Source organism: Aquitalea magnusonii (assembly GCF_003202035.1).
In the GTDB taxonomy this organism is placed as follows: Bacteria; Pseudomonadota; Gammaproteobacteria; order Burkholderiales; family Chromobacteriaceae; genus Aquitalea; species Aquitalea magnusonii.
Map to the genome: position 1 here is coordinate 44,852 of NZ_QJKC01000004.1, position 18,186 is coordinate 63,037.

15 protein-coding genes are annotated in these 18,186 nt (G+C 59.5%); 5 read left to right on the forward strand and 10 right to left on the reverse strand.

Translation table 11 applies throughout. The annotated features are described in order from the left end of the window. Nucleotides 1-11 precede the first annotated feature (11 nt). Together aceK and DFR38_RS05440 are read right to left on the reverse strand one after the other, a co-directional pair. Nucleotides 12-1,781, reverse strand: a complete 1,770-nt coding sequence (gene aceK / locus DFR38_RS05435) for a bifunctional isocitrate dehydrogenase kinase/phosphatase (RefSeq protein ID WP_059284666.1) — start codon at nt 1,779-1,781, stop codon at nt 12-14. 50 nt (nt 1,782-1,831) lie between these two features. Next, entirely contained in the window at nt 1,832-2,506 is a 675-nt protein-coding gene (locus tag DFR38_RS05440) for a pseudouridine synthase (RefSeq protein ID WP_059284667.1), read from the reverse strand. Between the two features lie 429 nt (nt 2,507-2,935). Between DFR38_RS05440 and DFR38_RS05445 the strand changes: the two genes are divergently transcribed. Together DFR38_RS05445 and icd are read left to right on the forward strand one after the other, a co-directional pair. Continuing rightward, on the forward strand, nt 2,936-5,173 hold the full coding sequence (locus DFR38_RS05445) for an NADP-dependent isocitrate dehydrogenase (protein WP_059284668.1): 2,238 nt from the start codon (nt 2,936-2,938) through the stop codon (nt 5,171-5,173). A 211-nt stretch (nt 5,174-5,384) separates the two neighbouring features. Continuing rightward, on the forward strand, nt 5,385-6,629 hold the full coding sequence (icd, locus tag DFR38_RS05450; protein ID WP_059284669.1) for an NADP-dependent isocitrate dehydrogenase: 1,245 nt from the start codon (nt 5,385-5,387) through the stop codon (nt 6,627-6,629). Nucleotides 6,630-6,683: 54 nt separating this feature from the next. Here the strand turns inward: icd and DFR38_RS05455 are convergent, their stop codons facing one another. Beyond that, nucleotides 6,684-7,568, reverse strand: coding sequence for a LysR family transcriptional regulator (locus DFR38_RS05455; RefSeq protein WP_059284670.1), 885 nt, complete (start codon nt 7,566-7,568; stop codon nt 6,684-6,686). An 88-nt stretch (nt 7,569-7,656) separates the two neighbouring features. Here DFR38_RS05455 and mdtH point away from each other — a divergent pair, with 88 nt between their 5' ends. After that, nucleotides 7,657-8,865: a multidrug efflux MFS transporter MdtH gene (mdtH, locus tag DFR38_RS05460; RefSeq protein WP_059284671.1), complete on the forward strand. Its 1,209-nt coding sequence runs from the start codon at nt 7,657-7,659 to the stop codon at nt 8,863-8,865. 104 nt (nt 8,866-8,969) lie between these two features. Here the strand turns inward: mdtH and DFR38_RS05465 are convergent, their stop codons facing one another. Then, a complete protein-coding gene (locus DFR38_RS05465; protein ID WP_045846595.1) occupies nt 8,970-9,173 on the reverse strand; it encodes a cold-shock protein in 204 nt (67 codons plus the stop codon). 224 nt (nt 9,174-9,397) lie between these two features. Between DFR38_RS05465 and clpS the strand changes: the two genes are divergently transcribed. Together clpS and clpA are read left to right on the forward strand one after the other, a co-directional pair. Next, entirely contained in the window at nt 9,398-9,706 is a 309-nt protein-coding gene (clpS, locus tag DFR38_RS05470) for an ATP-dependent Clp protease adapter ClpS (RefSeq protein WP_059284672.1), read from the forward strand. Beyond that, nucleotides 9,706-11,985: an ATP-dependent Clp protease ATP-binding subunit ClpA gene (gene clpA / locus DFR38_RS05475; RefSeq protein WP_059284673.1), complete on the forward strand. Its 2,280-nt coding sequence runs from the start codon at nt 9,706-9,708 to the stop codon at nt 11,983-11,985. The genes clpS and clpA overlap by 1 nt, the downstream gene beginning before the upstream one ends. Nucleotides 11,986-12,052: 67 nt before the next feature. On the opposite strand, the gene xerD is transcribed toward clpA, so the two are convergent. The 6 genes from xerD to DFR38_RS05505 all read right to left on the reverse strand — a co-directional run bounded on the left by xerD (nt 12,053) and on the right by DFR38_RS05505 (nt 17,818). Next, on the reverse strand, nt 12,053-12,934 hold the full coding sequence (gene xerD, locus DFR38_RS05480; RefSeq protein ID WP_059284674.1) for a site-specific tyrosine recombinase XerD: 882 nt from the start codon (nt 12,932-12,934) through the stop codon (nt 12,053-12,055). An 88-nt stretch (nt 12,935-13,022) separates the two neighbouring features. Next, nucleotides 13,023-13,391: a 50S ribosomal protein L19 gene (gene rplS, locus DFR38_RS05485; RefSeq protein ID WP_059284675.1), complete on the reverse strand. Its 369-nt coding sequence runs from the start codon at nt 13,389-13,391 to the stop codon at nt 13,023-13,025. Nucleotides 13,392-13,394: 3 nt separating this feature from the next. Then, nucleotides 13,395-14,162: a tRNA (guanosine(37)-N1)-methyltransferase TrmD gene (trmD, locus tag DFR38_RS05490; protein WP_059284676.1), complete on the reverse strand. Its 768-nt coding sequence runs from the start codon at nt 14,160-14,162 to the stop codon at nt 13,395-13,397. Then, nucleotides 14,162-14,644, reverse strand: coding sequence for a ribosome maturation factor RimM (rimM, locus tag DFR38_RS05495; protein WP_059284679.1), 483 nt, complete (start codon nt 14,642-14,644; stop codon nt 14,162-14,164). The genes trmD and rimM overlap by 1 nt, the downstream gene beginning before the upstream one ends. 57 nt (nt 14,645-14,701) lie before the next feature. Then, nucleotides 14,702-14,950 (reverse strand): 30S ribosomal protein S16, encoded by a 249-nt coding sequence (gene rpsP, locus DFR38_RS05500; protein WP_045846601.1) that lies wholly within the window; start codon nt 14,948-14,950, stop codon nt 14,702-14,704. A 192-nt stretch (nt 14,951-15,142) separates the two neighbouring features. Beyond that, nucleotides 15,143-17,818, reverse strand: a complete 2,676-nt coding sequence (locus DFR38_RS05505) for a bifunctional acetate--CoA ligase family protein/GNAT family N-acetyltransferase (RefSeq protein ID WP_110313114.1) — start codon at nt 17,816-17,818, stop codon at nt 15,143-15,145. Between the last annotated feature and the right edge of the window lie 368 nt (nt 17,819-18,186).

Here is an 18,186-nt window from a genome sequence, read left to right on the forward strand (position 1 = left end):
GCTTCCCTTTTTCAGTTGCGCCCGGCACACCGCCGCGCCTGTGCATGCACAAAGCGCATTTCTTCCGGATACGGATAGAAATCCTCCATATAGCCAGCGCGGATGCGCTGCTGACGCTGCTGCCAGAATTCCGGCGTCAACAGGTCGCGGTGATGCTGCAAAAAGGTCTTGCGCACCAGCGGGTCGCCCAGCAGGAAGGTGCCGAACTCCTCGGGGAAGACATCGTTGCGCGCCACCGGATACCAGACCTCGCCGGACAGTTCCATTTCCGGATTAGGCGCTTCAGGTATCTGGCGAAAATGGCAATCGGTCAGATATTCGATTTCATCGTAATCGTAGAAGATCACCCGGCCATAACGGGTGACCCCGAAGTTCTTGAACAGCATGTCGCCGGGAAAGATATTGGCGGCAGCCAGCTCCTTGATGGCCAGGCCGTAATCACGGATCACCCGTTCTTTTTCCTGCTCATCGCAGTTCATCAGATACAGGTTCAGCGGCTTCATGCGCCGCTCGATATACAGGTGGCGGATGACAATGCTGTCCTCCCCCTCCTCCATCATCGAAGGTGCCAGGCTGCGCAGCTCCTCGAGCAGCTCCTGGGTAAAACGGCTGCGCGGAAAGGCGACATTGGAAAACTCCAGCGTGTCCGACATCCGTCCCACCCGGTCGTGCCGCTTCACCAGCCGGTACTTCTGCTTCACCGTGTCGCGGTCTATTTCCTTGGGGCCGCCAAACACATCCTTGATCAGCTTGAACACATAGGGATAGGACGGCAGGGTGAACACCAGCATCACCAGGCCGCGGATGCCCGGTGCAATGATGAACTGGTCATTGGAATGCTGCAGATGCTGCATGAAATCACGGTAAAAGGTGTTCTTGCCCTGCTTCTGCAAACCCAGCATGGTGTAAAGCTCGGCCTTGGTCTTGCCCGGCAGCATGCTGCGCAGAAACTGCACATAGCCGGAGGGCACTTCCATATCCACCAGAAAGTAGGCGCGGCTAAAGGAAAACAGCACGCCGATACGCCATGGCTCCAACAGCACGGTATCCAGATACAGGCCGCCACTCGCAGCGTGCAATACCGGCACGGCAAAGGGATAGCTCAACCCGCCATTGACCACCTTGCCGAAAATATAAGCAGTCTTGTTGCGGTAAAACGGGGAGGACAGCACCTGTATCTGCAGATTGGCCTCGGCATGCGGCCAGGCGCCGGCAAAGAAATCATTGGCGTATTGCAAGACCAGCGCCAGATCGCGGCGCAGACGGACAAAGGGGCGGCTCCAGCCCATGTCGGCGATGATCTGCCGCATCACCCGGCGCAAGCTGCTGCTGGCCGGGTAGTAACTGCGATAGGACGGCGGATCGGACTCGATATATTCGGTGGAAATGGCCGGCCGGATGAAGATGAAGTCGTTGTTGAAATAATCCCGGTGCAGCATGCGGGTGAACACCGAGTTGAAGAAGGTTTCCGCCAGCTCCGGCTGCTTGTGATTGGTCAGCAGGCCGATGAAATACAGCTTGGCCTGCTGCCATATTTCGTCGTCCAGCAGATCGGCATGAAACTCCCCATGCAGCCGGGCTACCGTTTCCACCACCCGTTCATCGTAAAACTGGATGCGATCACGAATGGCCTGCTGCACCCCCTGCCAGTCGCCGCGCTCGAACAAGCCCTTGGCCTGGCGATTGCAGTTGCGAAACAGCCGGTAGTGCTTGTCAAAACCATCGATCAGGGCCTGAGCGATATCACGCGCCACCGGATTGTAATACTCGGGAATCTGCATGCTCTGGCCTCGGTATGGCCACCGCGCCCATCACACCCGACGACAGGCACTCATGGCTTGTTTCTGCGGGCAAAGCGGAATGACGGCTGCGGCCCCGCCTTGCTGCCTGACACGCTGCCCTTGCGGGCAGGGGCAGTGCTCTGCCCCGGACGTTCAGCATGCGACAGCGCCGGCAAATCTTCAAGATTCACCTCGATGCTGCGCAGCTCACCCGGCTGCAGTCCATCCAGTTGCCAGGGACCGATGGCCGCCCGCACCAGGCGCAGCGTGGGCAAGCCCACCTTGGCCGTCATGCGCCGCACCTGGCGGTTCTTGCCTTCACTGATGATGATTTCCAGCCAGCAGTCCGGTACGGTCTTGCGAAAACGTACCGGCGGCTTGCGCTCCCACAGCGCCGGCGGCTCGATCTGCCGCACCTGCGCCGGCCGGGTGACAAAATCGCCCAGGTCGACCCCCGCACGCAGGGCCTCCAGCTGTGCCTCGCTCACCCGTCCCTCCACCTGTACCCAGTAGGTCTTGGGCAGCTTCCAGCGCGGGTCGCTGATGCGGTGCTGCAAGGCACCTTCGCCGGTGAGCAGCAGCAAACCTTCGCTGTCGGTATCCAGCCGGCCTGCCGGATAGACGCCGGGAAGCGCGATATGGTCTTTCAGCGTGGGATGCAGCTCGTGCCGGGAAAACTGGCAGATGACACCATAAGGCTTGTTGAACAGGATGAGCTGGGACATTTTCTGGCAAACCGTTAACGAGTAATGCGCCGGATGATAGCAAGGAGTGACTGGCGCGGTCATGCCGGACCTTCCCGGCAGGCAACTGCAACAAACTCTTCGCATCCCTGTCAGTTACAGTGGCTATGCTGTGGAGTGCAGCTCACAGCACCGGTGCGGAAAATTCACATTCGAACAGTTGTTTCTCTTGTCGAAATGGCAAAGTTCGGATACTTACAAACAGTGCGCAGATTTGAGGGGTATAATTCATTTCCGAAAGTCACCCACCAGTCTACGGGCCCATTTGCCACGCACAGCCTGCCTAGCGCAGTCCGGTAAAACGCCCGCGTGCTGCAGTGCCTTTCCACGCGCCTAGCGGAACATCCCCCGGTGTGCGAAAGCCGCCTTGCGCAGTCGTTCTGACGTCAAAATAATCATTGGAGATAGAGTATGCCCACAAAGCAGCCGACCATCATCTACACCCTGACCGACGAAGCACCGGCGCTGGCCACCAGCGCCTTCCTGCCGGTCATTCGTACCTTTACCGGCGCAGCCGGCATCAATGTCGAAACGGCAGATATCTCGGTTGCTGCCCGCGTACTGGCCGAATTTCCCGAATACCTGACTGAAGAACAAAAAGTACCGGACACCCTGAGCGCCCTGGGCAAACTGACCCAGAACCCGGACACCAACATCATCAAGCTGCCCAATATCAGTGCTTCGGTTTCGCAACTGATCGCCTGCATCAAGGAACTGCAAGCCAAGGGCTATGCCCTGCCCGACTACCCGGAACTGCCCGCCACCGACGCCGACCACGCCCTGAAAGCCCGCTACGCCAAGTGCCTGGGCTCCGCCGTGAACCCGGTGCTGCGAGAAGGCAACTCCGACCGCCGCGCGCCGCTGGCGGTGAAGAACTACGCCAAGAAGCACCCGCACTCCATGGGTGAATGGAAGCAATGGTCGCAAACCCATGTATCCCACATGCACCATGGCGACTTCTACCACGGCGAAAAGTCCATGACCCTGGACAAGGCGCGCGATGTGAAGATGGAGCTGACCACCAACAGCGGCAAAACCATCGTGCTCAAGCCCAAGCTGGCGCTGCAGGCTGGCGAAATCATCGATTCCATGTTCATGAGCAAGAAGGCACTGTGTGACTTCTACGAACAGGAAATGGAAGACTGCCGCGAATCCGGCATCCTGTTCTCGCTGCACGTGAAAGCCACCATGATGAAGGTGTCCCACCCCATCGTGTTTGGCCACTGCGTGAAGATTTACTACAAGGATGCCTTCGAGAAGCACGGCAAGCTGTTCGAAGAGCTGGGCGTGAACGTGAACAACGGCATGGCCAATCTGTACGAAAAAATCGAGACCCTGCCGGCCACCAAGCGCGAAGAAATCATCCGCGACCTGCACGCCTGCCAGGAACACCGCCCGCGTCTGGCCATGGTGGATTCCGCCAAGGGCATCACCAACTTCCACTCGCCCAACGACGTGATCGTCGATGCCTCCATGCCGGCCATGATCCGCAACGGCGGCAAGATGTGGGGTGCCGATGGCAAGCCGGCCGACTGCAAGGCCGTCATGCCGGAATCCACCTTTGCCCGTATCTATCAGGAGATGATCAACTTCTGCAAATGGCACGGCAACTTCGATCCGAAAACCATGGGCACCGTGCCCAATGTGGGCCTGATGGCACAAAAGGCCGAAGAATACGGCTCGCACGACAAGACCTTTGAAATCGCCGAAGACGGCGTGGCCAACATCGTCGACCTGGCTACCGGTGAAGTGCTGCTGAGCCAGAACGTGGAAGCCGGCGACATCTGGCGCATGTGCCAGGTGAAGGACGCGCCGATCCGCGACTGGGTGAAGCTGGCCGTGACCCGCGCCCGCAACTCCGGCATGCCGGCCGTATTCTGGCTGGACCCGTACCGTCCGCACGAAAAGGAACTGATCAAGAAGGTGGAAACCTACCTGAAGGATCACGACACCAGCGGTCTGGAAATCCACATCATGTCGCAAGTGCGCGCCATGCGCTTCACCCTGGAACGCGTCGCCCGCGGCCTGGACACCATCTCGGTCACCGGCAACATCCTGCGCGACTACCTGACCGACCTGTTCCCCATCATGGAACTGGGCACCTCGGCCAAGATGCTGTCCATCGTGCCGCTGATGGCCGGTGGTGGCATGTATGAAACCGGTGCAGGTGGCTCCGCACCGAAGCATGTACAACAGCTGCTGGAAGAAAACCACCTGCGCTGGGACTCGCTGGGCGAATTCCTGGCCTTGGCGGTGTCGCTGGAAGAACTGGGCATCAAGACCGGCAACAACAAGGCCAAGATCCTGGCCAGGACCCTGGATGCCGCCACCGGCAAGCTGCTGGACAACGACAAGTCGCCGTCGCGCCGCACCGGCGAGCTGGACAACCGTGGCAGCCAGTACTATCTGGCCAGCTACTGGGCCGAAGCACTGGCCGAGCAGACCGAAGATGCCGAACTGCAAGCCCAGTTCGCTCCGCTGGCCAAGCAGCTGGCAGACAGCGAGCAGCAAATCATCGCCGAGCTGAAGGCCGTACAGGGCCAGCCGGCCGATATCGGCGGCTACTACCTGCCGGATGCCGCCAAGTGCCAGGCCGTGATGTGCCCGAGCGCCACCTTTAACGCAGCCCTGAAAGCTGCCCTGGCCTAAGCCAGCACTGGCGCACTGTCGTGCGCATGCCCTCCCCCACAGCGCCAGGATTCGTCCTGGCGCTTTTTTGTCCGCCCTTGCCCTGCCAACGATTTTCCAGAAAATTTGTCTGATAATCCTCTGCAAGCGCCCCGCCACGGTCTAGGCTGAGTGAGTGGAGAGACTCTGCGGACAGCCGCAGCCCCTTACCCCAGACAAGGAGAGAACAACAATGAGTGAATCCCATATCAAGGTTCCCGCAGCAGGACAGAAAATCATTCCGGGGCAAGCCATCCCCGACCACCCCATCATTCCCTTTATCGAAGGTGATGGCATCGGCATCGACATCACCCCGGTGATGATCAAGGTCATTGATGCCGCCGTGGCAAAAGCCTATGGCGGGGCCAAGAAAATCCACTGGATGGAAGTGTATGCCGGCGAGAAATCCACCCGCCTGTACGGGCCGGACGAATGGCTGCCCAAGGAAACCTTCGATGCACTGAAAGAATACGCGGTGTCGATCAAGGGCCCGATGACCACGCCGGTAGGAGGCGGCATCCGCTCGCTCAATGTGGCCCTGCGCCAGGAGCTGGATCTATACCAGTGCGTACGCCCGGTACAGTACTTTCAGGGCGTACCCTCGCCGCTCAAGCAACCGGAACTGGTCAATATGGTGATCTTCCGCGAGAACACCGAAGACATCTATGCCGGTATCGAATGGCAAGCCGGCTCCGATGCGGTGAAGAAAGTGATCGCCTTCCTGCAAAATGAAATGGGGGTGAAGAAAATCCGCTTCCCGGACAGCTCCGGCATCGGCATCAAGCCCATCTCGGTCGAGGGCACCGAGCGCCTGGTACGCGCGGCGCTCAACTACACCATTGCCAATGACCGCAGCAGCCTCACCATCGTCCACAAGGGCAATATCATGAAGTTCACCGAAGGCAACTTCCGTGATACCGCCTATGCGCTGGCACGCCGCGAATTCGGCGCCGAACTGATTGCCGGCGGCCCGTGGTGCAAGTTCAACAATCCGAAAACCGGCCGCGAAATCATCGTCAAGGACGCCATTGCCGATGCCTTCCTGCAGCAAATCCTGCTGCGCCCGGCCGAATACGACGTGATCGCCACCACCAACCTCAACGGCGACTACATCTCCGATGCCCTGGCCGCGCAAGTCGGCGGCATCGGCATTGCCCCGGGCGCCAATATCTCGGACCAGTATGCCTGCTTCGAAGCCACCCACGGTACGGCGCCCAAATACGCCGGGCTGGACAAGGTCAACCCCGGCTCGCTCATCCTGTCGGCGGAAATGATGCTGCGCCACCTGGGCTGGACCGCCGCCGCTGACCTGGTGATCAAGTCCATGGAAGCCGCCATTGCCGACAAGCAGGTCACCTACGACTTTGCCCGGCTGATGGAAGGTGCGACCGAAGTGTCCTGCTCGGGCTTTGGCGACGCCATGATCGCCCGCATGTAAGCCAGCAACAGGCCCATCCCGCCACAAGGCCCGCCCCCGCGGGCCTTGTTCGCTTCAGTCATCCACCAAGGCGCGCGCCGCATCCAGCACCCGCGTTTTTGTCGCATCCACCCGCTTGCCGGCACGCCAGGCCATCATCACCTCCCAATGCCATGCCGGCAGCTCCGGCAGGCACAGCCTGACCAGGGTGCCATCCTGCAGATCCGCCTTGATCGACAGTTCCGGCATGAAAGAGACAAAATGATGGCGCAATACCAGCTCACGCGCGGCCGAGGCCGGCTGCACCGCATGAATCGGGCTGGGCAGCTGCCGCACCATGCGGATCTGCTGGATCAGGCTCTCGCACTCATCTCCCCAGAACTGCGGCGCAATACGGTGCCGGGCAATATCGGCCAGCGCCAGCGGCCCGGCAAGGCCCGCCAAGGGATGAGCGGCAGCCACCACCGCAACAATGGGAGAGCGCCACAGCAGCTCCATCTGGATGCCGGCCATGGCCGGACATTTCAGCACAAAGCCCACCTCCACCTGCCCGGTCAGCAGGTCCTGCATGATCTGCTGCGAATGGTCGGTGCTGCAACGAATCTCCATCGGCGCATCCGCCAGCTTCATCAGCAAGGGGCCGAACACCGGCGAGGTCAGCGATGGCAGGCAGGATAGCCGGATGCGCGGCACACTGGGTGTGCCCTGCATGGCCTCCAGCCCTTGCCGGTAAGCCGCAAGCGACTGGCGCGCCGCAACAAGAAAAGCCTGACAGGCATTGGTGGCCACCGCACCGCGCCGATGCCGGGTAAACAGGCGGACATCCCACTGTTGCTCCAGCAGGCTGATGCGCTGGCTGACCTGTGGCTGCGACCAACCACGCTTGGCCGCCGCCTGGCTGAAACTGCCCAGCTCAGCCACATCCAGCAATAACTCCAGATCAGACAAAGCCACAGACATAAAAAAATCGCATATGAAATATTAGTAGAAGTCGACTTACATAATAGCAGGCCGCCTCCCTAAAATGCTGTTCGAATGAGGAGAGCACATGGCTTCTGCACAAAGGGCACGCAAACTGGGCAAGGCATTCATCCTGCTGGACAACCTGCTGGTGATATTCGGTTTCTTCATGGTTTTTCCGCTGATCAGCCTGCACTTTGTCGATCAGCTAGGCTGGAGTGCCAGTGTCGTCGGCCTGGCACTGGCCATGCGCCAGTTCATGCAACAGGGGCTGGGCCTGTTTGGAGGTTCGCTGGCCGACCGCTACGGCGCCAAGCCATTGATTGTCTGCGGCATGCTGCTGCGTGCCGCCGGCTTTGCCTGCATGGCACTGGCGCATGCCCCCTGGCTGCTGTTTGCCTCCTGCCTGCTCTCCGGTCTGGGCGGGACCCTGTTCGATCCGCCACGCACCGCGCTGGTGGCCAAACTGGTACGGCCCGCAGAGCGGCCACACTTCTACGCCATCCTGATGATGCAGGACAGCGCCGGTGCGGTGGCAGCCGCCCTGCTGGGTTCCTGGCTGCTGCAATTCGACTTTCGCTGGGTGGGTCTGGCAGGCTGCGCCATGTTCATGCTGGCCGCACTGGTCAATGCCCTGTTGCTGCCGCCGTACCGGGTCGCCACGGGCAAGAGCTCTCCCTGGCACGCCATGCGTACCGTCTTGCACGACAGGCGCTACATGCGCTTTGTACTGACCCTGAGCGGCTATTACATGCTTGCGGTACAAGTGATGCTGCTGGTGCCGGTCACCATCAAGCAACTGACAGGCAGCTATCAGGCCGTAGGCTGGATGTATATGCTGGAAACCTGCCTGTCACTCAGCCTGCTTTATCCGCTGGCACGCTGGGGAGAGCGGTATTTGCGACGCGAGCAGCGCATGCTGATCGGCCTGGCACTGATGAGCATCAGCCTGGCCAGCATGAGCGGCGTGCGACACCCACTGGCTGCCTTCACCATTCTGGCCCTGTTCTTTCTTGGCTCCATCATCATGGAGCCGGCGCGGGAAACCTATGTCGCCAGTCTGGCCAAGACGCATGCCCGTGCCAGCTATCTGGGCTGCAGCCGGATTGGCCTGGCCTTGGGCGGTGCTGTGGGCTATGTTGGAGGAGGGTGGCTGCTGGACATGTCCCGCCAATGGCAGCTGCCGGCGCTACCCTGGCTGAGCCTGGCCATGGTGGGCAGCATCACTTTGCTGGCACTCTGGGGGCAGTTGCTGCGCCCTGGAGTCGGCATACGCTGTGCCAGCAGTACCGTTTGATGAAAAAACAAAACCCGCCAGTTGGCGGGGTTCTGTTTGAAGCTGTCGGGACGTTGACCGGTCAGGTCAGCGCACCTGGCAATCCTGGCGCATCCTCTGCCTGATCAGGCAGCCTGGATGTTCGACGCTTGCTTGCCCTTCGGGCCGCTAACGATGTCAAAGCTTACACGTTGACCCTCTTTCAGGGTCTTGAAGCCTTGCATATTGATGGCGGAGAAATGGGCAAACAGGTCTTCACCACCCTCATCCGGGGTAATAAAGCCAAAGCCTTTAGCGTCGTTGAACCACTTAACGGTACCAATTGACATGTTACTTCCTTGATTGACTATGGCTGGTGAGGCCGACCAACTTAAAGCCTGCTGTCCATTCCGGCTTATCCGGGAATGCCAAACAGCTAAGCCAAGCACCTGAACAGCATTTCTACGCAACCATCGTGATAGCGTCAAGTCCAAAAGGAATTCGCACTCGCCCCTTGAAAAAAAGTCTGGGGGAACCAAAATTGAAGTAAACCGCGGTTTAACTGAAAGTCGACATGTCCACGCAGTTCAGCAACGACGCCGTCAAAGAGGTGTCAAGGGTGAGGACCACCCCTCCCCCCATGTATAAGGTATTGTTATTGAACGATGATTTCACCCCAATGGAATTTGTGGTGGAAGTGTTGCAGCAGTTGTTCCACATGAACAGGGAAAAGGCTACCCAAGTCATGTTGCAAGTCCATACGCAAGGTCACGGCGTGTGTGGCGTTTATACCAAAGACGTGGCTGCCACCAAGGTTGAACAGGTGTCGCAATTTGCCAAAGCACACCAGCATCCGCTTCAGTGCGTAATGGAGGAAAACTGATGATTGCCCAGGAGCTTGAAGTAAGCCTGCATATGGCGTTCATGGACGCCAGGCGCAAGCGCCACGAGTTCATCAGCGTGGAGCATTTGCTGCTTGCCATGATCGACAATCCCTCCGCCGCCGATGTTTTGCGCGCCTGCGGGGCCAATCTCGACCAGCTGAAAAAACAGCTGGGCGACTTCATCGACGAACACACCCCTACCGTTCCGGGGGAAACCGAGGTCGAAACCCAACCCACGCTGGGCTTCCAGCGGGTGATTCAACGCGCCATCCTGCATGTGCAGTCTTCCGGCAAGAAGGAAGTGACTGGCGCCAACATTCTGGTAGCCATCTTCGGTGAAAAAGACTCACATGCCGTGTATTACCTGCATCAACAGGGAATTTCACGGCTGGATGTGGTCAATTTCATCTCGCACGGCATTACCAAACAGCGCTCGCCGCAACACCCGCCCGAGCCACGCGAACAACACAACGAGTCCGAGGGCGAAGAGCAATCTGCCGGTCCTGGTGGCGCGCTGGAAAACTACACGCTCAACCTCAACCAGCAGGCACGCGATGGCAAGATCGACCCGCTGATTGGTCGTGAGCACGAGCTGGAACGCACGGTGCAAATCCTCTGCCGGCGCCGCAAGAACAACCCGCTGCTGGTGGGTGAAGCCGGCGTGGGCAAGACGGCCATTGCCGAGGGGCTGGCGCGGCGCATCGTCAACAACGAAGTGCCCGATGTCCTGTCCAAGGCCACCGTTTATGCGCTGGACATGGGCGCCCTGCTGGCTGGCACCAAGTACCGCGGCGATTTCGAGCAGCGCCTCAAGGCCGTTATCAAGCAGCTGACCGAAGATGAACACGCCATCCTGTTCATCGACGAGATTCACACGCTGATCGGGGCGGGTGCGGCTTCCGGCGGTACGCTGGATGCGTCCAATCTGCTGAAGCCGGCACTGTCCAATGGCAGCCTGCGCTGCATTGGTGCCACCACGTATAACGAATACCGCGGCATTTTCGAAAAGGACAACGCCCTGTCGCGGCGTTTCCAGAAGATCGATGTGGCCGAGCCGACCGTGGAACAGACCGTGGAAATCCTCAAGGGGCTGAAATCGCGCTTCGAGGCCCATCACGGCGTGAAGTACACCCAGTCCGCACTGTCCACTGCGGCAGAGCTGTCGGCCCGCTATATCAACGACCGTCACCTGCCGGACAAGGCCATCGACGTGATCGACGAAGCGGGGGCGGCACAGAAGATCCTGCCCAAGTCGCGGCAGAAAAAGGTGATCAACAAGTCCGAGATCGAAGAGATCGTGGCCAAGATTGCCCGCATTCCGCCGAAGACGGTGTCCACGGATGACCGCAATGTGCTGAAAAACCTGGAGCGCGATTTGCGCAACGTGGTGTTCGGCCAGGACAAGGCCATCGAAAGCCTGGCCACGGCCATCAAGATGACGCGCTCCGGCCTGGGCAATCCGCAAAAACCCATCGGCTCCTTCCTGTTCTCCGGACCAACCGGGGTGGGCAAGACCGAAGTGGCCAAGCAGCTGGCCTATGTGCTGGGCGTGGAGCTGATTCGCTTTGACATGTCGGAGTACATGGAGCGCCATGCGGTCAGCCGTCTGATCGGTGCGCCTCCGGGTTATGTCGGCTTCGAGCAGGGCGGTCAACTGACCGAGGCCATCAGCAAGCATCCTTATGCCGTACTGCTGCTGGACGAGATCGAAAAGGCCCATCCCGACATCTACAACGTACTGTTGCAGGTGATGGACCATGGCACCCTGACCGATAACAACGGCCGCAAGGCGGACTTCCGCAACGTGGTGATCATCATGACCACCAATGCCGGTGCCGAAGCCATGTCCAAGCCGACACTGGGCTTTACCCAGTCCAAGGCTGCCGGTGATGAAATGGCCGACATCAAGCGCCTGTTCAGCCCGGAATTCCGTAACCGGCTGGATGCCACCATCTCCTTCAAGATGCTGGATGAGCAGATCATCATGCAGGTGGTGGACAAGTTCCTGATGCAGCTGGAACACCAGCTCAGCGACAAGAAGGTGGAAATCCACTTTACCGATGCGCTGCGCGCCTTCCTGGCCAAACGTGGCTTTGACCCGCTGATGGGGGCGCGCCCGATGGCGCGGCTGATTCAGGACACCATCCGCAAGGCACTGGCCGACGAGCTGCTGTTTGGCCGTCTGTCCAATGGTGGGGAGGTGACGGTCACCGTCAACGAGCAGGATGTCGTCGAGCTGCAATTCGACCAGGAAACCCTGGCTGCCGAACCAGCCTGACGCATCTCGCCATCAACACAACGCCCGCATGCTGTGCGGGCGTTTTCTTTTGGCGCGCCCTCCCGACTCAGCCGCGCGGGTGATGCTGGGCATGCAGCTGCTTGAGCCGCTCCCGCGCCACATGGGTGTAAATCTGCGTGGTGGAAATATCAGAGTGTCCCAGCAGCAGCTGCACCACGCGCAGGTCGGCACCATGATTGACCAGATGCGTGGCAAAGGCGTGTCGCAGCACGTGCGGACCAATGGGCGGCAAGCCCTGCTGCCGCGCATAGCCGGCAATCAGGTGCCAGGCCATCTGCCGTGTCATGCCTGCCTTGCGCTGGGTGACAAACACCGCATCGCAGGGCAGCCCGCCCAACAACAGCACACGGGCTTCCCTGAAGTAGCGCTCCAGCCAGTCCAGTGCAATCTCCCCCAAGGGCACCATGCGCTCCTTGTTGCCCTTGCCGCGGGTAATGATCAGGCCGGTCACCATGTCCAGCTGCTGCAGCGTCAGCCCGACCAGTTCGGATACGCGCAAGCCGGTGGCATAGAGTACTTCGAACATGGCCCTGTCGCGCAGACCCAGCGGCGTTTCCACATCGGGCGCCTGTAACAGCAGCTCGACCTGGCCCTCAGACAGCGCCTTGGGCAAGCGCTGCCCCAGCTTGGGATTGCCCAGATGCGTGGTCGGATCATCGGCCCGCTGGCCGCTGGCCAGCAGAAACTGGTAATAGCGCCGCAAGCAGGATAGCTGGCGGGCACGGGTGGCTGGCTTTTCGGTATCAACCGCCATCAGCAAGGCGCGCTGAATAAGCGCCTGATCCGCCGTATCCAGCTCGGCATCCTGCGCCTGCAACTGCCGCTGCAGCTTGAGCAGGTCGCGACGGTAAGCGGCCAGCGTATTGGCGGACAGCCCGTCGCTCAGCCACAGATGATCCAGAAACCGGTCTATGCTCTCGCCACTCATGTCCTACCCTCACCTTGCCCCGCTTGCAGACGCAAAAAAAGCGCAAGGCAGCTGCCTTGCGCTTTCATCATACCTGACGGTATCAGGATCAGCCTTGCTTGCGAGCCGGCAGTTTTTCCTTGATACGTGCAGACTTGCCGGTACGACCACGCAGGTAGTACAGCTTGGCGCGACGTACATCACCACGGCGCTTCACTTCTACAGAAGCCACCAGCGGGGAGTAGGACTGGAAAGTACGCTCAACACCTTCACCGGCGGACATCTTGCGCACGATGAAAGAGCTGTTCAGACCACGGTTACGCTTGGCGATCACCACGCCTTCGTAAGCCTGCAGACGTTCGCGGTTACCTTCCTTTACCTTGACATGAACCACAACGGTATCGCCAGGAGCGAATTCCGGGATGGTCTTGCCCAGGCGGGCGATTTCTTCTTGCTCGAGTTTCTGGATCAGATCCATGTGTTACTCCGGTTTTTTGAGGATATCTTGTTCCTGCTGGTACTCTGCCAGCAGCCGAGATTCCTGTTTTGTCAAAGAGCGGCCTTGCAGCAGATCCGGGCGACGTTGCCACGTCCGTCCCAGCGCCTGCTTCAAGCGCCACTTGGCAATCAGTGCATGATTTCCGGATAGCAGTACATCCGGCACCCGCATGCCCTGATAGTCTTCGGGTCGGGTATAGTGCGGACAATCAAGGAGTCCGTTCACAAATGAATCTTCATAAGCAGACTGGGCATCGTTGAGCACACCAGGAAGCAGCCGGATGACTGCATCCATCAGCACCATGGCCGGTAGCTCACCACCGGACAACACATAGTCGCCAATGGAAATCTCCTCATCCACCTGGCGCTCGATCAAGCGCTCATCCACCCCTTCGTAACGGCCGCACAATACAATGAGACCGGGACGTCGGGACAGCTCCACCGCTTTCTCGTGCGACAAGGCACGGCCCTGCGGTGACAGGTAAATCACATGGCTCTCTTCGACACCTGCTGCCTGCTGTCGCGCCTTGGCTGCCGTAATGGCAGCTTCCAGCGGTTCGATCAGCATCAGCATGCCAGGCCCACCACCATAGGGACGGTCGTCCACACGGCGGTAGTTGTCATGGGTGAAATCGCGTGGATTCCATTTCTGGAAATCCCAAATGCCCAAATCAAGCGCCCGCTGGCTTACGCCAAAGCGGGCGATGGCATCGAACATTTCCGGAAACAGCGTGATGGCATCGATATGCATCAGTAGTCGAGGCCCCAGTCTACTGAAATGCTGGCCTCGGCCAGATTTACATTCAGCACAAACTGGCCGACAAAGGGAATCAGCCGCTGGCCGTATTCACCTTCAACTACCAATACGTCGTTGGCACCGGTTTCCATCAGTTCGGTCACCTTGCCAAGCACCACGCCTTGCTGGTTGACGACAGACAGGCCGATCAGATCGGACCAGTAATATTCGTCTTCACCGGCTTCCGGCAATTCACTACGGGGAACGGCAACCTGCAGGCCGCGCAGGGCTTCCGCCCCATCACGATCGTCAACGCCTTGCAGCTTGGCGGATAAACCCTTGGGTTGCACTGCCCCGTTTTCAAATGTGTACGGCTTCCAGCTGTCATCCTTGCCCAGCCACCAGACCGGGTAGTCAAACAGACCGTCAGCGTATTCGGTATCGGCCTGGACTTTCACCCAGCCCTTGATACCGAAGGCGCCACGCACAAACCCCATCAAGACGAGATCTTCTTTGCGCATGCGCCTTAGTCCGTTAGTTGAGTCAACGAACGATTAGGCAGCAACCTTCTGCTCTTTCAGCAGCTTGGCTACGGCGTCGGTAACCTGAGCGCCAACGCCGATCCAGTAGTTCAGACGATCGGAAGTCAGGCGCACGCGCTCTTCCTTCTCGTTAGCTACCGGGTTGTAGAAGCCAACGCGCTCGATGAAGCGACCGTCACGACGGTTACGGGAATCGGTCACCACGATGTTGTAGAACGGACGGTTCTTGGCGCCGCCACGTGCCAGACGAATCACTACCATTGTCGATTGTCCTTAGATAAAAACGGTATCGTAGAAAAGCCCACGATTCTATGGCACTTTTCCCTTATCTTGCAAGCGCTTAATACGCTTGCGGCCCGGTGTGGCCCATATCAGCAGGCAGGACAGCCCTGTTTGACGGATAAAAACCACACCCCATGACCACCCGGGCGGCCATCCGCCACCCATGCTGCCTTACAGGATTTTGGTTACGATGGTCAGCGCCCGGTCTTCCGGGTGGGTTTCCACGGTAAAGCCCAGCTTGTGCATCAGCTTGAGCATGCCCTTGTTGCCGGCCAGTACTTCGCCACGCATGACCTTCAGCCCTTGCTCGCGGGCGGCATCAAACAAGGCATTCATCAGGATGTAGCCAATGCCCTTGCCCTGCCACTTGTCAGCAACTTCCAGCGCGAACTCGCAGCCCTCGTTGTCCGGGTCGGTAATGAAACGCGCCACCGCCTGCTGCTCCTCGCCTTTTTCCGTCTCGCAGGTCATGGCCAGCGCCATCTCGCGGTCGTAATCGAGCTGAGTGAAGCGCACCAGCATGGTCTGTGACAGCTGCTTGATGCTGGACATATAGCGGTTGTAGCGGCTTTCGTCGGACAGGGTCCGCACGAACTCCTGCTGCATTTCGGCATCTTCCGGCCGCACCGGACGGATGGTGACCGCCATGCCATCGTTGAGCGTGGCACTGCGTACCATGTGCATGGGGTAAGGCATGATGGCCATGTGGCCATAGCGTTTCACATCGGGCTTGAGTGGCTCGACGATGATGCGCGCATCCAGGGCGATGACCCCTTTTTCATCCGCCACCAGCGGATTGATGTCCATCTCGCGCAGTTCCGGCAGCTCGCACACCATTTCCGACACATGCAGCAGCACATCGACCAGCTCATCCATGTCCACGGCGGGCAGGTTCTTGAAGGCGCCCAGCAGTTGGCCGATGCGCGTCTTGCGTATCATGCTGCCCACCAGATACTTGTTGAGCGGTGGCAAAGACAGGGCGCGATCATGCATCACTTCGACCGCGATACCACCGGCACCAAAGGTGATCACCGGCCCGAACGAGCTGTCATGGGTCACCCCCACCATCACCTCGCGGGCAAAGCGCCGCTTGCGCATGGGCTGTACCGAGATGCCATCGATGCGCGCTTCCGGCATGGCCTGGTGCGCGCGTTCCAGAATGCCCCGGAAGGCCGCACGCAAGGTGGCTTCGTTGCTGATGTTCAGCTCCACGCCGCCGACATCGGATTTGTAGATGATGTCCGGTGAATCGATCTTCAGCACCACCGGGTAGTGGATCTGCTCGGCCAGTGCCACGGCCTCGTCTTCGGTACGCGCCAGCAGGGTCGGGTTGACCGGAATGCGGAAAGCCGCCAGCACCTCCTTGGATTCCCGTTCGGAGAGCACGGTGCGTCCCTCCGCCATGGCGCCGGCGATGGCGGCACGGGCGCGGCTGAGATCCGGGGCCTCGCGCTTGCCCTCCAGCGGGCTGGGGGTCTGCAACAGCAGCTGCTGGTTGTGATGGTAGGAGGCCAGGTTGCGGAATACCTCGATGCCATATTCCGGCGCACGGAAATGGGCACACTTGGCCTTGGAAAACAGGTCGCGGCTTTCTGATACCTTGGCATCCCCCAGCCAGGACAGGAACATCGGCTTGCTCGATTCACGCTGCAGGCCAATCATCAGCTGCGCCGTGGTCAGGTGATCCGTGCCGGCCTGCGGGGTGAAGATCACCAGTACCCCATCCACATTGGGGTCGTCGATACAGGCCTTTACCGCCGTGCGAAAACGCACCGGGCTGGCGTCGCCGATCAGGTCGATGGGGTTGCCATGCGACCAGTTGCGCGGCAAGGCATTGTTGAGCAGCTCCATGGTGCTGTCGCTCAGCCTGGCCAGCTCCACACCATTGGTATATGCACTGTCGGCCGCCAGCACACCGGGGCCGATACCGTTCGTCACAATGGCCAGCCGTTTGCCACCCACGCGGAAATTGGCCGCCAGCACCTTGGCCGCGGTAAACAGCTGGGCAATGGAGGACACGCGCAATACACCGGCCCGCGACAGCGCCGCGTCAAACACATCGCCACTCTCGATCAGGTTGCTCGAATGCGTCACCCCGGTCACATCGTCCTGGTAACGACCAGACTTGATCACCACCACCGGCTTGGTACGGGCGGCCGCACGCAGTGCACTCATGAAACGGCGCGCATGATGAATGTGGTGAACATGCAACAGAATGCCCTGGGTGAAGTTATCTGCCACCAGGTAATCCAGGATCTCACCGAAATCGACATCCAGCGCCTCGCCCACCGAAATCACGCTGGAAAAACCGATGCCCTTGCTGTCGGCCCAGTCCAGCATGGCGGTACACAAGGCAGAGGACTGCGACACCAGCGCCATATTGCCCGGCCGCACCTTGCTGGTGTAGTTGGTGGCATTGAAACCGGCCACCGGTCGCATCAGGCCCAGTACATTCGGCCCCAGCACACGGATGCCGTAATGGCGGGCAATCGAGACCGATTCATTCAGGATCTCGCGCTCCAGCTGTTCGCTGTCGGAAAACTCCTTGGCCAGCAGCACCGCCTTGATGCCCTTCTTGCCACAGTCTTTGATGATGGCCGGCAGGGTGCGGATTGCGGTACACACCACCGCCATATCCACCGCCGCGTCGATCAGGCGTACCGACGGCACGGCCGGAATGCCACCAACCACTTTGTGATTGAGATTGACCGGAAACAGCTTGCCTTGAAAATTGCCAGCCAGCAGGTTGGCAAACACCGCCTGACCGATGGACCCCGGGGTATCGCTGGCACCGACAACCGCGACATTACGCGGCGAAAAGAGCGAAGTAAGGTAGTGAGGCCTCATGGCAGTAGTTCCAGTTCTGTTGAATCAAGCAATAAAGCATCGTTTAAAGGCGCCTTGCCGGATGCCGTGGCAGCTGACGAGCGAAAACCCTTTGTGACACAGCGGCTTGCGTTAACCATGCCGCCATTATTTCCCGATCATGTTGCGACAGTATTGTGCATTGCACAATAAGGAGTAACGATAATACAAATCACCCTCCCCTACTGGCACACAGGCCAGCGCCGCTGCAGGGCAGCAGATCGCCGCGGTTGGCCGCAAGCCATCTTCCCGCAAACATCAACATGTCATGTTGACTTCAGGCAAGCAGCTCACAAATGAATTTTATAGCAAAGACCAATGGCACCTGACGGACCCGGGGCCGCTTTACT